Origin of the sequence: Streptomyces pseudovenezuelae, from assembly GCF_001513955.1 — a bacterium.
Classification (GTDB): domain Bacteria; phylum Actinomycetota; class Actinomycetes; order Streptomycetales; family Streptomycetaceae; genus Streptomyces; species Streptomyces pseudovenezuelae.
Window position 1 is genome coordinate 346,132 of the sequence record NZ_KQ948148.1, and the last position, 13,468, is coordinate 359,599.

Annotated in this window: 12 protein-coding genes; 8 read left to right on the forward strand and 4 right to left on the reverse strand. The window is 68.2% G+C overall.

Annotated elements, in window-relative coordinates; genetic code table 11:
- The first annotated feature begins 16 nt into the window (after positions 1–16).
- The 5 genes from AQI94_RS21955 to AQI94_RS21970 all read left to right on the forward strand — a co-directional run bounded on the left by AQI94_RS21955 (position 17) and on the right by AQI94_RS21970 (position 6,820).
- Positions 17–1,657 carry a class I SAM-dependent DNA methyltransferase gene (locus tag AQI94_RS21955; protein ID WP_031037216.1) on the forward strand — a complete coding sequence of 547 codons (1,641 nt, stop codon included), beginning with the start codon at positions 17–19 and terminating at the stop codon, positions 1,655–1,657.
- A complete protein-coding gene (locus AQI94_RS42985) occupies positions 1,629–2,849 on the forward strand; it encodes a restriction endonuclease subunit S (RefSeq protein ID WP_158806139.1) in 1,221 nt (406 codons plus the stop codon). The genes AQI94_RS21955 and AQI94_RS42985 overlap by 29 nt, the downstream gene beginning before the upstream one ends.
- Positions 2,846–6,106 (forward strand): type I restriction endonuclease subunit R, encoded by a 3,261-nt coding sequence (locus AQI94_RS21960; RefSeq protein WP_031037219.1) that lies wholly within the window; start codon positions 2,846–2,848, stop codon positions 6,104–6,106. The genes AQI94_RS42985 and AQI94_RS21960 overlap by 4 nt, the downstream gene beginning before the upstream one ends.
- Before the next feature lie 79 nt (positions 6,107–6,185).
- Complete coding sequence (locus tag AQI94_RS21965; RefSeq protein ID WP_031037222.1) at positions 6,186–6,443, forward strand: Arc family DNA-binding protein; 258 nt, start codon at positions 6,186–6,188, stop codon at positions 6,441–6,443.
- A gap of 35 nt (positions 6,444–6,478) precedes the next feature.
- The gene (locus tag AQI94_RS21970) at positions 6,479–6,820 is read left to right on the forward strand and encodes a PIN domain-containing protein (protein WP_051831890.1); all 342 of its coding nucleotides are present in this window, start codon (positions 6,479–6,481) and stop codon (positions 6,818–6,820) included.
- Between the two features lie 2 nt (positions 6,821–6,822).
- Here AQI94_RS21970 and AQI94_RS21975 read toward each other — a convergent pair whose 3' ends face one another.
- The 4 genes from AQI94_RS21975 to AQI94_RS21985 all read right to left on the reverse strand — a co-directional run bounded on the left by AQI94_RS21975 (position 6,823) and on the right by AQI94_RS21985 (position 9,757).
- Entirely contained in the window at positions 6,823–7,479 is a 657-nt protein-coding gene (locus AQI94_RS21975; protein ID WP_031037229.1) for a DUF433 domain-containing protein, read from the reverse strand.
- 85 nt (positions 7,480–7,564) lie between these two features.
- The gene (locus AQI94_RS21980; protein ID WP_031037231.1) at positions 7,565–8,464 is read right to left on the reverse strand and encodes a hypothetical protein; all 900 of its coding nucleotides are present in this window, start codon (positions 8,462–8,464) and stop codon (positions 7,565–7,567) included.
- 281 nt (positions 8,465–8,745) lie between these two features.
- The gene (locus AQI94_RS45710) at positions 8,746–8,886 is read right to left on the reverse strand and encodes a DUF397 domain-containing protein (protein ID WP_225890239.1); all 141 of its coding nucleotides are present in this window, start codon (positions 8,884–8,886) and stop codon (positions 8,746–8,748) included.
- On the reverse strand, positions 8,840–9,757 hold the full coding sequence (locus tag AQI94_RS21985; RefSeq protein ID WP_031037234.1) for a helix-turn-helix domain-containing protein: 918 nt from the start codon (positions 9,755–9,757) through the stop codon (positions 8,840–8,842). Before AQI94_RS21985 ends, AQI94_RS45710 begins: the two co-directional genes overlap by 47 nt.
- Positions 9,758–9,935: 178 nt before the next feature.
- On the opposite strand from AQI94_RS21985, the gene AQI94_RS21990 reads away from it, so the two are divergent.
- The 3 genes from AQI94_RS21990 (at position 9,936) to AQI94_RS22000 (ending at position 13,441) form a co-directional block, all read left to right on the forward strand.
- A complete protein-coding gene (locus AQI94_RS21990; protein WP_031037236.1) occupies positions 9,936–10,400 on the forward strand; it encodes an ATP-binding protein in 465 nt (154 codons plus the stop codon).
- 159 nt (positions 10,401–10,559) lie between these two features.
- A complete protein-coding gene (locus AQI94_RS21995) occupies positions 10,560–13,034 on the forward strand; it encodes an AAA family ATPase (protein ID WP_031037240.1) in 2,475 nt (824 codons plus the stop codon).
- Positions 13,031–13,441 carry a hypothetical protein gene (locus AQI94_RS22000; RefSeq protein ID WP_079062553.1) on the forward strand — a complete coding sequence of 137 codons (411 nt, stop codon included), beginning with the start codon at positions 13,031–13,033 and terminating at the stop codon, positions 13,439–13,441. The genes AQI94_RS21995 and AQI94_RS22000 overlap by 4 nt, the downstream gene beginning before the upstream one ends.
- The last annotated feature ends 27 nt before the right edge of the window (positions 13,442–13,468 follow it).

Genomic DNA, 13,468 nt, shown 5'->3' on the forward strand with positions numbered 1-13,468 from the left:
TCTGGAAGAAGGAACGATGCCTCCCCGCAAGCGAGCCGCGGCAGCCGCCGGACAAGGCGAACTGCTCAGTGTCTCCAGCACCAAGGAGATCCAGGACATCCTGTGGAAGGCCGCGGACAAGCTCCGCGGTTCCATGGACGCCGCCCAGTACAAGGAGTTCGTGCTCGGCCTGGTCTTCCTGAAGTACGTCTCCGACGCCTTCACCGAACGCCGCGAGGAGCTGGCCGCCGACCCTGAGCTGGCCCAGATCCCCGAGCACCGGCGGGCGGCCTTCCTGGAGGAGAAGGACGAGTACACGGAGAAGAACGTCTTCTGGGTGCCGCCGACGGCCCGCTGGGACTACATCTCCGAGAACGCGGCCAGCGCGGAGGGCGGCGTCGGCAAGCTCCTCGACGAGGCCATGGACGAGGTGATGAAGGCCAACAAGACCCTCACCGGCGTCCTCCCGAAGATCTTCAACCGCGACAACGTCGACCAGAAGCGCCTGAAGGAACTCGTCGACCTCATCAGTGACGCGCGCTTCACGGGGCACGGCGACCGTCCGGCGCAGGACGTGCTGGGCGAGACGTACGAGTACTTCCTGGAGAGGTTCGCACGTGCCGAGGGCAAGCGGGCCGGTGAGTTCTATACGCCGGCGAGCGTGGTCCGCCTGATCGTCGAGGTGCTGGAGCCGTACGAGGGACGGGTGTACGACCCGGCGTGCGGCTCGGGCGGCATGTTCGTGCAGAGCGGCAAGTTCGTCGCGAAGCGGCGCGGCAAGGACCACACGCACGACATCGCTGTGTACGGCCAGGAGGCCAACGAGCGCACGTGGCGTCTGGCCAAGATGAACCTCGCGATCCACGGCATGGACCCGAAGGGCGTCGGCGACCGCTGGGCGGACACGTTCGCGGACGACAAGTTGCCTGACTTGAAGGCCGACTTCGTGATGGCCAACCCGCCCTTCAACATGTCCGACTGGGCGAGGAAGTCGGACGACAGGCGATGGCGGTACGGGGTTCCGCCTCAGTCGAACGCCAACTACGCGTGGCTCCAGCACATCGTGTCCAAGCTGGGGGACCGGGGCAGCGCGGGCGTGGTCCTGTCCAACGGCTCGATGTCGTCCAAGCAGTCGGGCGAGGGCGAGATCCGCGCGGCGATGGTCGAGGCGGACCTCGTGTCCTGCATGATCGCCCTGCCGGCCAACCTTTTCCGTACGACGGCGATCCCGGCGTGCCTGTGGTTCCTGACGAAGGACAAGTCGCCGCAGGGCACAAAGGCGTTGGAGGACCGGCGGAGCCGGGTGCTGTTCATCGACGCGCGCGCGATGGGCACGATGGTCGACCGCACGGAGCGGATCCTCACGGAGGAGGATCTGGAAAAGATCTCCGACACGTATCACGCGTGGCGGGGCACCAAGTCGGCGCGGGACAAGGGGCTTTCTTACGAGGACGTGCCGGGGTACTGCTACAGCGCGACGCTGGAGGAGATCGAGAGGAACGACTACGCGCTGACGCCAGGACGGTATGTAGGAGCGGCGGAAGTCGAGGAGGACCCGGATGCGGAGCCGGTGGGGGAGCGGATTGCGAGGCTGACGAAGGCACTATTTTCACAATTGGACGAGTCGACGCGGCTTGACGCTGTTCTGCGTGAGCAGTTGGGGAGGATTGATGGCTAGTTGGAAAACAATTCGGCTGCGCGATGTTTGCGATTCTGTTGACTACGGCTTGACCGCTAGTGCGACATTGCAGGAAACCGGCACTCGCTTCCTTAGGATTACCGACATTGTTAGCCAGTCGCTCTCCTGGAATGATGTCCCATTTGTCTCCGTGACTCGGGATCAGGAGGAGAAGTACCGAGTCGCTTCTGGGGATATCGTGATTGCCCGAACCGGAGCAACCACTGGTGTGAGTAGATGGCTGGGTAGCGTCCCCGACAGTGCTGTATTCGCCTCGTATCTAGTGCGACTGAAAATCTCAAGTAAACATGACTCGCGTTTCATTGGATATGCCCTTAAGGGAGATCAGTACTGGGATTATGTGCGCGGCGTGCTTGGTGACAAGTCGGCGCAACCCAACGCCAGCGCTACCACGCTCGTTGCCGCTCCGCTTTGTGTGCCTGACGACATCGCCGAGCAGCAGAGAATTGCCGATGTGCTTGGCTCGCTGGATGACAAGATTGCAATCAATGAACGGATCCGCGACACCACGCTGAGTCTTGCTCACTCCTGCTACGAGTCTACGACCGCGAGTGCTAGTTCCGAGCGTATCGGCGACTTGGCGACGCTCTTTGACGGGCCACACGCCACGCCAAAGAAAACTAACAGTGGTCCTTGGTTTCTAAGCATCAGTAGTCTTAAGAACGGCTACATGGACCTCGCAGAGTCCGCACATCTTTCAGAGGAAGATTTCCCGCGCTGGACTCGACGGGTGCAGCCTCAGGCTGGGGACGTCCTGTTCTCGTATGAGACGCGGCTTGGCGACGCCGCTCTCATGCCGCCTGGTATTCGAGGCAGCTTGGGGCGTCGGATGGCATTGCTGCGTTGCAATTCATCCTCCGTTAATGGCGCATTGCTGCTGCATGCGTACCTCAGTTCTGCCTTCCAGGAGGAAATCAAACGCCGAACAATACACGGAGCGACGGTCGACCGGCTGCCACTCAAGGAGATGCCTAACTGGGTCATCCAGCTGCCTGCCGAAGGTGATCGAAATCGGCTTTCTGCGCAACTCGGCATGATGCATGACCGTGTTATTCAGACCGGGAAGGAGAGTCGCGCACTAGCGACTCTCCGCGACACCCTCCTCCCCCAACTGATGTCCGGCAAGCTCCGCGTCCGCGACGCCGAGAAGATCGTGGAGGACGCCGTATGACCACCGAAGGCAACAGCGCCCCCACCCCCGCCCACCTCGACGCCAAAATGACCGAGTCCACCTGGGAGCACCTGGCCCTCGACGAACTCGGCCAACTCGCCTGGGAAGCCAAGCCCGGCAAAGACCTCGCCCCCGGCACCGGTCACCGCCGCGACTGGGACGACCTGATCCTCCACGACGAGCTCCAGGCGGCCATCGAGAAGCTGAACCCGGAGCTGACCGCCACCGCCGTCCACGAAGCCCTCCGTATCGCCACCGACCCCACCTCCCGCGAGGCGTACCCGGAGAACAAGCAGGCGCACGAGCACCTGACCACCGGCATTCGCCTCACCTACACGGACGAGTTCGGGGCCGAGCAGACCCCCACCGTCCGCCTCGTCGACTTCACGGACCCCGACGCGAACAGCTACCTCGCCGTCAACCAGGTCACGGTCAGGGACACCGACGGCAGCCACCGCCGCTTCGACATCGTCCTGTACGTCAACGGCCTCCCCCTCGCCGTCGTCGAGCTCAAGAGCGCCTCCGACGAGAACGCCACCCTCAAGTCGGCGCACGCCCAACTCCAGACGTACGTCTCGGAGTTCCCGATCGCGTTCCGCTACAACGTGCTCTGCCTGGTCTCGGACGGCATAACCGCCAAGTACGGCACGGCGTTCACGCCGTATGAGCACTTCGCACCCTGGAACGTCGACCACGAGGGCAAGCCTGTCGACACCAACGAGCCCGGCTACGACGGCCTCGACGCCCTGAACCTGGCCATCCACGGCCTGTTCACGCAGGAGCGGTTCCTCTCCCTCACCCGCAACTTCGTCAACTTCCCCCCGCCCAAGCCGGGCGAGCCCCTGACCGGCAAGCGCATCGCGAAGCCGCACCAGTACTTCGCGGTGAACAAGGCGGTGGACGCCGTCGTCGAGGCGGCACAGACGAACGGCCAGGCTGGCGTCGTCTGGCACACGCAGGGCGCGGGCAAGTCGGAGGAGATGGTGGAGACGGCCGCGCTGGTCCTCCGCCACCCGGCGCTCAACAATCCCACCATCGTCGTCATCACCGACCGCAACGACCTCGACGACCAGCTCTACGACACCTTCCTCGACAGCGAGTCCCTGCTGGGGGTAAGAGCTCACCAGATCGACACACGCGAGGCACTGCGCGCCGAGCTGACGGGGCGCAACGTCGGCGGGATCGTCTTCACCACCCTCCAGAAGTTCGGCCTGAGCAAGGAGGAGAAGGACGCCGGCAAATCGCACCCGCTCCTCTCCGAGCGCCGCAACATCCTGGTGATCGTCGACGAGGCCCACCGCTCGCACTACGACAGCCTCGACGGCTACGCCCGCCACCTGCGCGACGCCCTGCCGTACGCCACCCTTCTCGCCTTCACCGGTACGCCGATCTCGAAGGCCGAGGCCGACACCCGTGCCGTCTTCGGCAAGTACATCGACATCTACGACCTGAAGCGCGCCGTCGACGACGGGGCCACGGTCCGCGTGTTCCACGAGCCGCGTGTCATCAAGGTCGACCTGCCCAAGGACGTCGACCCGAACACGCTCGACGAGCAGGCCAACACCCTCACCGAGGGCATGGACGACGCCGAGCGCCGCCGAGCCATCCAGTACGCCACGACGATGAACACGCTCTACGGTGCCGAGGACCGCATAGCCAAGCTCGCGGACGACCTGATCGCCCACTGGGAGCAGCGCCGCGAGCTGGTCAAGCCCGACATCGGCTCCCCCGGCAAGGCGATGGTCGTGTGCGCGACCCGCGAGATCTGCGTACGGGTCTTCGACGCACTGGCCGAGCGGCGGCCCGGCTGGGTCAGTGACGAGGTCGACAAGGGCGTCATGAAGATCGTCTTCCACGGCGACCGCTCCGATCCCGAGCACCTGCGCAAGCACTCGCTGCGCAAGTCGCAGCAGAAGGTCGTCCAGAAGCGCGCCAAGGACCCCGACGACGAGCTGGAACTGCTCATCGTGCACTCGATGCTGCTCACCGGCTACGACGCCCCGCCCATCCACACCCTGTACATGGACCGCCCGATGCAGGGCGCCAACCTGATGCAGGCACTCGCCCGCGTCAACCGCCGCTTCCGCGGCAAGCAGGACGGTCTCCTCGTCGGCTACGCGCCCCTCACCGACAACCTCACCAAGGCCCTGCGCGAGTACTCGGACCAGGACCGCAAGGACCAGACCCTCGGCGCGGACATCGAACGGGCCGTCACCGAGGTCAAGAATGAGATCGCCACCATCAAGGGCCTGCTGGCCGGGAGCCGTTGGAAGGAGTGGCTGGCCGACACCGGCCGCCCCGACACCCGCAAGCGTGCGCTGCGCCTGACCGCCGACTTCCTGCGCGACCCGAAGAACCCGGGGAACAAGGTCGAGCCCCCCGCCAAGCCGCTCTCCGTCCGCTTCAAGGACAGCGCCGCCCGGCTGGACCGCTTCTACCGCGTCTGCGCGATGAGCAAGGAGATCGCCGAGCGCTGCGAGGACCTGGACGACTGGCGCCGCGACATCTCCTTCTTCAGCGAGGTCCGGGCCTGGATGATCAAGCTCGACGCCGCCCAGCGTGAGGCGAACGGGGAGCCGCTCAGCGCCGAGGTCCAGCGCTATCTCCAAGCCCTCGCCGCCTCCGTCGTCGACGCCGACGAGATCACCGACCTGTACGCGGAGGCCGGGATCGGCCGGCTGGACATCACCCGCCTCAACGAGGCGCAGCTGCGCAAGCTGGAGAACTCCGAGACCCCGCACCTGGTCACCGAGGCCCTGCGCCGCATGATCCAGCAGAAGATGCGCGAGGTGACCAAGCACAACGTCGTCCGCAACGAGAGCTTCACCGAGCGCCTGAACGACCTGATGAGGCGCTACATGCTCCAGCAGCTCACCAGCGCCCAGGTCATCGCCGAACTCGCCGCCCTGGCACGGGAGGTGTCGGCGGAAGCCCGCCGCGGCGAGCGCTTCGACCCGCCGCTGACCCACGCCGAGCTGGCCTTCTACGACGCCGTCGCCCACCGCGACATGGCCCAGGTGATGGAGGGCGGCGACGACACCCTCGCCAAGATCGCCCGTGCCCTCGTCAAGGACATCCAGAAGAACCTCTCCGTCGACTGGCTCTCCCGCGAACCCGTCCGGGCCAAGCTCCGGACCCGCATCCGCCGCGTGCTGGCGATGTTCGACTACCCGCCGGAGGAGGAGCGCGAGGCGGTCGACCTGGTCCTCAAGCAAATGGAGATCGTGGCCGCGCTCTGGGCACCGGCAGCGAAGTAGCGGACGGTGTCATCCCCGGCAGGCTAAAGTGTGAGTACGGGTACGTACCCGTACCCGCGAGTCAAGAGGAGCGCGCATCATGCCCGACGCCAACGTACGTATCCCCGCCGACGCCCGCGATCGACTTGCGGAGATAGCTGCTGAGGAAGGGTTGTCCCTGCGTTCCTACCTGGCCCGGCTCGCCGAGACCCTGCTCACCCCGGCGGAACGGGCCGAGCGGGCGGCGAAGGCACGGGCAGTGCTGCGGGAGTGGAATGGCTACGACCCCGACGAGCGTGAGCAGACCGAACTGGATGCCGAACTGGACCGCCGCATGGCCGAGGCGGGTGCCGCGTGACCCGTGACGTACATGTGTTCCTCGACGAGAGCGCGATGGTGGCCGCTGGGCGAGGTAACGCCCTGGTCTCCCGGTTGATCCATCGCGCTCACGCCGAGTCTGGCTGGTTCCTGTACGCCACCGTGTGTGCTCTGGTCGAGGCCGACCGGGCGCGGCCCGGCACTGCGGAGCACATTGCCGCCCTGCCCGGCATCACGATCGTCGACCTTGACCTGTCAGCCGCCCTGTCCGTAGCCCGCGCGACGACGTGGGCTGACGCGCACACTCTTTACGCGGCCCAGCCCAGTCCCGACCGGCCGGATGGTGCGGTGATCGCGACCACCAGACCGCAGACGTGGAAGGAGCAGCCAGTGCGCGTCCTGGACGTCAGCCCCTAAACTCAGGCGGCAAGGTGCACCACGGCCCGGCAGAGCGCGTCCACCTGCTCAGGCGTCATGTCGTAGTCGTACGCGATGTCCTCGACGGTCTCCCCCGCCTCCCACAAGTCGGTGATGGCCTGGACCGTGACGCGGTTGCCGGCCACCACAGGGAGACCGTGGCCGAACCTCGGATCGATCACGACGGGAACGGAGTCCGGGTACTGCCTCAGCCGCAGGCTGGAGGGGAAGTCCTCGCCCGGCTCCCAGGTGAGGTAGCGGAGATAGTCGGAGACCACTTCGTGGATGGGGACTTGGCCGTCGCGGGCTCTGCGGAGGTCTCCCCAGCCGTGCTCGATGAAGATGTCCACGCCGTCCGTGGCGATTCGCTTGGACACGAGGCCGTAGGGGGTGTCGAAGGCATCTCGTACGGCGGCGGCCGCTTCCCTGATCTCGCTCATGCGGAGTCCCAGGGAGCGAAGGGAACGCAGAACGTGCGCCTCGGCCACCGCGATGAACGGAACCGAGGGCTGTCCCTTCCGCACCGGCTCGACCTGGTGGACCAGCGGTGCTCCAGCGGCCTTGTTCTTCAGCCACGACGTGAGAGTCGACTGTGGAATCTCAAGGTAGGAGGCGGTTTCCGTGGGCGTCAGAAGCCCGTCGTTGAACCTGTCGACCATGCCCCACCTCCTCCTGGCGCCGGATTTCGCATCGTGCCACATCAAGCCTCCCACCTGCGGGTGGACCGCACACCCGGTCATCGGCTCAGCCGGCCGCACGTAGTGGGTCCCCGGCCCGGCAGTCCCGGCAGCGGCCGGGTTCCGCCGAACGGAACCCCCGGTCGCATCCGTCGCAGTTCCGCAGGGGCACGACCGTCGGGCGCACGGCGGATTCCGCGCTCCTGGCTGGTAGCGGCAGGGGAGTCTCCTTGAGGCGGTAGGCGAGGATGCCGACCGGGCGGGTGAGGAAGTAGTCCGGCAGACGTGCGGTGAGGTGATCCGTGATGTGCGTGGGCAGCAGGCCCGCCGCGAGCCACCGGGCGACGGCCGGGGCGAGGCGGGCGGTTTCCTGCGCGGACAGGATGAGGCGGGGGTCGACCCGGCGCAGTGCAGTGAGTACGGCTACGGCTCGGGGGTCGGCGTCGGCGAGCGAGACCGGTGCCTCCGCCTCCGCAGGTGCAGGCGCGGCCACTGTTGTCTCCACAGGCCCGGACGCTGGTGTGACCGCAGCGGCGGCGCCCTGCTTTCGCGGTCCACGCGGCTTCGGCGGCTCGGGAGGCCCGTCCGGGTCTGGGTTCGGTTCCGTATCCGGATCGCCGCCGGGGACGTCGTAGAAGTAGGTGCGGGTACGGACGTGCCCGGTGGACGTCCGCTCGCGGCGGCGCTCCAGGTAACCGGCCGCTTCCAACTCCCTGAGCGCCCGCGAGATCAGGATCTCGCCCTCGCTGAAGTGCTTGCACAGGGCCGGGATGGTCACGGGGGTGCCGTCGGGCAGGGAGGAGATGTACGCCGCGACGCCGACCGTGACCGCACTGCCGCGCCGCTGGGCGAGGTCGTTGGAGATCACGGTGAAGTCGGCCGTGAGGCGGGTGCGGACGTGGATCACGCCGGAGGTCGGAGCTCCGGCGTCGGCGCGCGAGGGCGCGTTAGACTGCGGGTCAGCCATCGGGAAGGTGTCTCTTCCTGATCGGTCAGGCCCTCGTTCGGGATTGCAGTCCCGGCGGGGGCCGAAGTCTGTGTGCTGTTGTCGCGGCGAACGTAACCGTCCGTATCCCGCGCCTGCAAGCCGGTCACCCGGACGAGTGACGCGAGCCCTGCGGCCGGGGAGGGTGGGTGGGCGGGTAGTTCTTTCCCCCGGTTCTTTAGGGAGGTCAGCGGCCTGCCGGGCCCTCGCGGACAGGGGTCCGGTGAGCCCGGGACGTGGACGGTGACCAGGGCCCGGCGGGCTCAGTGACGGTGGCCTCCGGCCTTCAACTCGCCTATGAAAGCCGCCCAGGAGGCAGCCTCGAAGCACAGCACCGGACCGTGCGGGACCTTGCTGTCACGGACGGGGACGGCGCTCTCCCGGAATCCGTCGGCCACCTCCACGCAGTCGCCGCCCGCCTGATTGCTGTAACTGCTCTTGCGCCAGGCGGCGCCGTTCAGATTTGGACGGGAGATTCGCGCCACGGTAGCTGCCCTCCAGGGTGGACCGGATCATGTCGAGTGACATGAGAGGGGGCAGCGCTGCCGCCCGCAGCCGATCGTAAATCACCTTGTAGCGGCTGACGTTGGCTGGCTCTTCGATGAGTTGGCCGTAGTCCGAGCCCTCTGTGTAGGCCACTTCCGCGCCGTCCGGGAGTGTCAGGATCGTCAGCGATCCGCCCATCGCCTCGTGTCCGCCTTGGTCGAACGGCAGTACCTGCACGCTGATGTGGCGCTCCTCTGCCTCACCGAGCAGTCGTGCCAGTTGCCGCCGCATCACGCCATGTCCGCCGATGGGGCGCCTCAGTACCGCCTCGTCCAGGATCACCACCAGCTCCGGCCGGTCGGGCGAACTCAGTCGTGCCTGCCGTCCCATACGGGCCGCTACACGCTCCTCCAACTGTTCTTCGCTGTCGAGCATCGCGTCCAAAGCTAGAACCGCCCGCGCGTAGTCCTCCGTCTGCAACAGACCCGGCACCACATGCGCCGCGTACTGCCGGATGACCACCGCCCGTTCCGAGCAGGCCATGAACCTCCGCGACCAGTCCGGAAACGCCTCCCGGTACACATACGGCCACAGCTCCACGAGCAAGTCATCCGCACCGAGGACCGCGTCCAGCGCCCGCGCCAGCTCCAGCGTCGGCTTCGCTCCGGACGCCCGCTCGATCTGCGTGATCCGCGTACCCACCACGTGAACCTTGTCGCCCAGTTCCGTCTGGGTCAGTCCGGCCGCGAGGCGAAGTCTGCGGACACGTGCACCGAACAGCGCGGCCATCGACGTACTGGGGTCAATTCCGTTGGCCAAAGCGTCACTTCCGTTCCTTACGGGTTGAAAAGTAAGGACGCGTCACCTGTTGAGCGTAGGGCGACCGGACGAATCTTGAGTGCGGAACGTGACGATCCACGCACACCACGCCACATCCCCCGCTCGACAGCCAAGGACGGACCACGCCGTGCTGACAGAAACCACGAACGTACAGAGCGAACTGCCGCCTCTCGTCGCACAGTTCACCTCCTCACCTCGCGGTGCGCGGCTGGCCCGGCAGCTCGCCGTACGGCACCTGGAGGAGCGGGGGTATCCGCCGGCGTCGGACGCGTCGTGCGCGGTCGCCCTTGTGGTCGCCGAACTCTCCGCGAACGCTGTGCTCCACGGCCGGGTGCCGGGACACGGCTTCGGTCTCCGGGTCGCTGTCGACACGGCGGCGGGCCTGGTCCGCGTCGAGGTCTCGGACGCGGCCTCCGCGAAACGGCCCCCGGCGATGCCACCTTCGTCGGCTCCCGAGGGAGAGTCGGGCCGAGGGCTGCTCCTGGTGGACACCCTGGCCGTGCGCTGGGGTTCCGCACCGCGCCACCCGTTGGGCAAGACGGTGTGGGCGGAAGTGTCCATCGGCCGCCCAACTGTTTGGCAAGATGCTTGAGTTGCGATAACCAGGGTTATCGCTGAAAACATGGATTGAGTAACTTCTCCGCCTCTAACGTCTGTTCCGTCACACCGGGCTCGCGCAAAGCGAGAGGCTCACGGCCCTCGCCCAGCGCACGGCCCGGCCCGGAACCGACCACGGAGGGCGGAGAGCACCATGACGGAACACCCCGCACAGAGCGGACCCAACGCATCCGACCAGCAGGTCGAGCACCGCCGAGGCGCCTCCTCGACGCTCGCCCGCCTGACCGCCCGCCTCGAAGGATCCGCGCTCAACGAGGCAGCCCGGGAACTCCTGCGCGAGGCAATCGGCGCCACCGAGGCGGAGGTCTCCGGCGCCCCCGCCGCCCCGCACCCCGACCAGCGGGTGTTCCTCGACTCCATCAGCGTGGGCGGCTTTCGCGGCATCGGCCGCAAGGCGCGTCTGCCGCTGACCGCGCGGCCCGGCGTCACCCTCGTCGTGGGACGCAACGGCTCGGGGAAGTCCAGCTTCGCCGAGGGCGCCGAGACGGCGCTCACGGGCCGGACCGCCCGCCTGGACAAGCAGCGGGGCGAGGTATGGCGCCGGCACTGGCGCAACCTGCACGACGGGGCCGACCCGAAGGTCGAGGTCCGCCTCGCCCTCGCGGGCGACCCCCGGCTGTCCACGCTGACGTGCACCTGGCCCGGCGACGACGTCACCGCCCCCGAGGTCGAGTTCAGACGGCCGGGCCACGGCCGTCGGCCCTTCGCCGGCATCGGGTGGGAGCGGGCCCTGAACGACTACAGCCCCTTCCTGTCCTACGCGGATCTCGACAAGATCCTCAACGGCAGGCCCAGCGAGCAGTACGACTCGGTCGCCGCCATCCTCGGGCTGCGTGAACTGACCGACGCGGACGAGCGGCTCCAGAGCATCGAGAAGACGCTCGACTCCGCGCTGAAGCAGGTCGAGGCCGAACTGCCCGCACTCGCCGAGGCGTTGTCCGCACTGGACGACCCGCGGGCGGTACGCGCGCTCGCGGTGGTCGGCAGGGCGGGCGACCCCGACTTCACCGAGCTCGACGCCCTCGTGACCGCACTGCCCGACGCGGACGAGGGCCGTCTGAGGGAACTGCGGGCGACCGCCGCGCTGGCCGGACCGGACCTCGGCGCCGTCGGCTCGGCCGTGGACCGGCTGCGCGAGGCCGTCGCCGTACTGGACGACGTGTGTGCCTCGGGCGCCGAGGACGCGCACCAGCGTGCGGAACTGCTGGCCAAGGCCCTGGAGCACAGCCGTCGGCACCAGGACGAGGACACCTGCCCGGTGTGCGGGTCCGACCGGACGCTCGACGAGGCGTGGGCCGAGCGGGCCGCCGAGCAGGTGGCCGGCCTGCGGCAGGAGGCCGTGACCGCGCGGGAGGCCCGCGACGATCTGCGGGACGCGGTGGACGCCCTCCGCTACCTCGTCACGCCGGTCCCCGCGTGGCTGCCCGCCGCGCTCGTGGACCCGTGGGAGGAGTGGCAGGCGTGCCGGGTACTCGACGACGCCGAGCGGCTCGCCGCCCGCGCCGAGACCGCCGCGCTCGTCCTCGCCGACGCCTGCGCCGCACTGCGCGAGGAGGCGCTGCGGGAGCTGGAGAAGCTCGACGAGGAGTGGCGCACCTGTGTCACCCGCCTCGCGGGCTGGCTCGACCGGGCCCGGCCCGCGTACGCCGGCAGGCCCCGGCTCAGCCAGGTCAGGGCAGCCCGCAAGTGGCTCAAGGAGGCGCGTGCCGAGTTGCGCGAGGAGCGGCTGCGGCCGTTCGAGGACCACTCGCAGCGGATCTGGGAGGAACTGCGCCAGCAGAGCAGCGTCGACCTGCGCTCCGTACGCCTGACCGGCAGCGAGAAGGCGACCGTGCGCAAGCTGGTGATGGACGTGTCCGTCGACGGCACCGAGGCGTCGGCGCTCGGCGTGATGAGCCAGGGCGAACTGCACTCCCTCGCGCTCTCGCTCTTCCTGCCGCGCGCCGCCGCGCAGGACAGCCCCTTCGGGTTCGTCGTCATCGACGACCCGGTGCAGTCCATGGATCCCGCCAAGGTCCATGGCCTCGCGAAGGTGCTGCACGACCTCGGCGAGACCCGGCAGGTCGTGGTCTTCACCCACGACACACGGCTCCAGCGGGCCTTCACCAACCAGGAACTCCCGGTCACCGTACTGGAGGTGGAGCGGGCGGGCCGGTCCGTGGTCACCGTGAAGCGGGTGACCGATCCGGTCCGTCAGGCACTGGCCGACGCACACGCCCTCATCCGCACGCGGAACCTCCCGCCGGTCGCGATGACCCATGTGCTGCCCGGCCTCTGCCGCGCCGTCCTGGAACGGGCCTTCTCCGAGGCCGCCTGGCTGCGGCTGCACCGGGCGGGGATGACCGAACACGAGGCGGAGAAGACCGTCGCGAGGGCCGTCACGCTGATGGACATCGCCGCCCTCGGGCTCTTCGGAGACCCGTCGAAGACGGCCGGTGAGGTCTACGGCGAACTGCGCAGGCAGTGCGGCCCCGGGGCGGTGGACCTCGTCCGGCAGTGCCAGGAGGGCGCCCACCCGACCGGCACCTCGATGCCGGACCCCCACCGGTTCGTGGACGACATCGAGGCCGTCGCCCTGACGGTACGCAAGCCCGAGGAGGGGCCGTGAACCACACGATCCGCCAGCTGCTCGACACCGCCGGCCTGCTCCTCACGGACACCGGCGAGTCCGCCCCGCCCGCCGCCGACACGGCCGTACCCGCCGCGTCCGCCGCCGCCACGGCGAGCCGGTGCCGCGGTGCCGCCTTCGCCCTCCGTGTCGCTCTGGAGAGCGCCGTCGCCGACCGCCTCACCGCCCACCGGGCGCCGCGCGCGATCCGGGAGGGCACCAAGCGGTCCGCGTTCCTCTGGCTCCGTGGCTGCGCCGAAGCGGGAACCGCCCGCCGGGCGAAGGCCGTGTGGAGCCAGCTCTGCCTGGGATGCCACTACCACCAGTACGAGATCGGTCCCACGGAGGACCAGGTTCGCGCATGGCACGCCGAAGTCGCGGCGCTCGTCGCCCTGTTGGCCACTTGAAACAACACCACGAGGACGCCAGTCCAC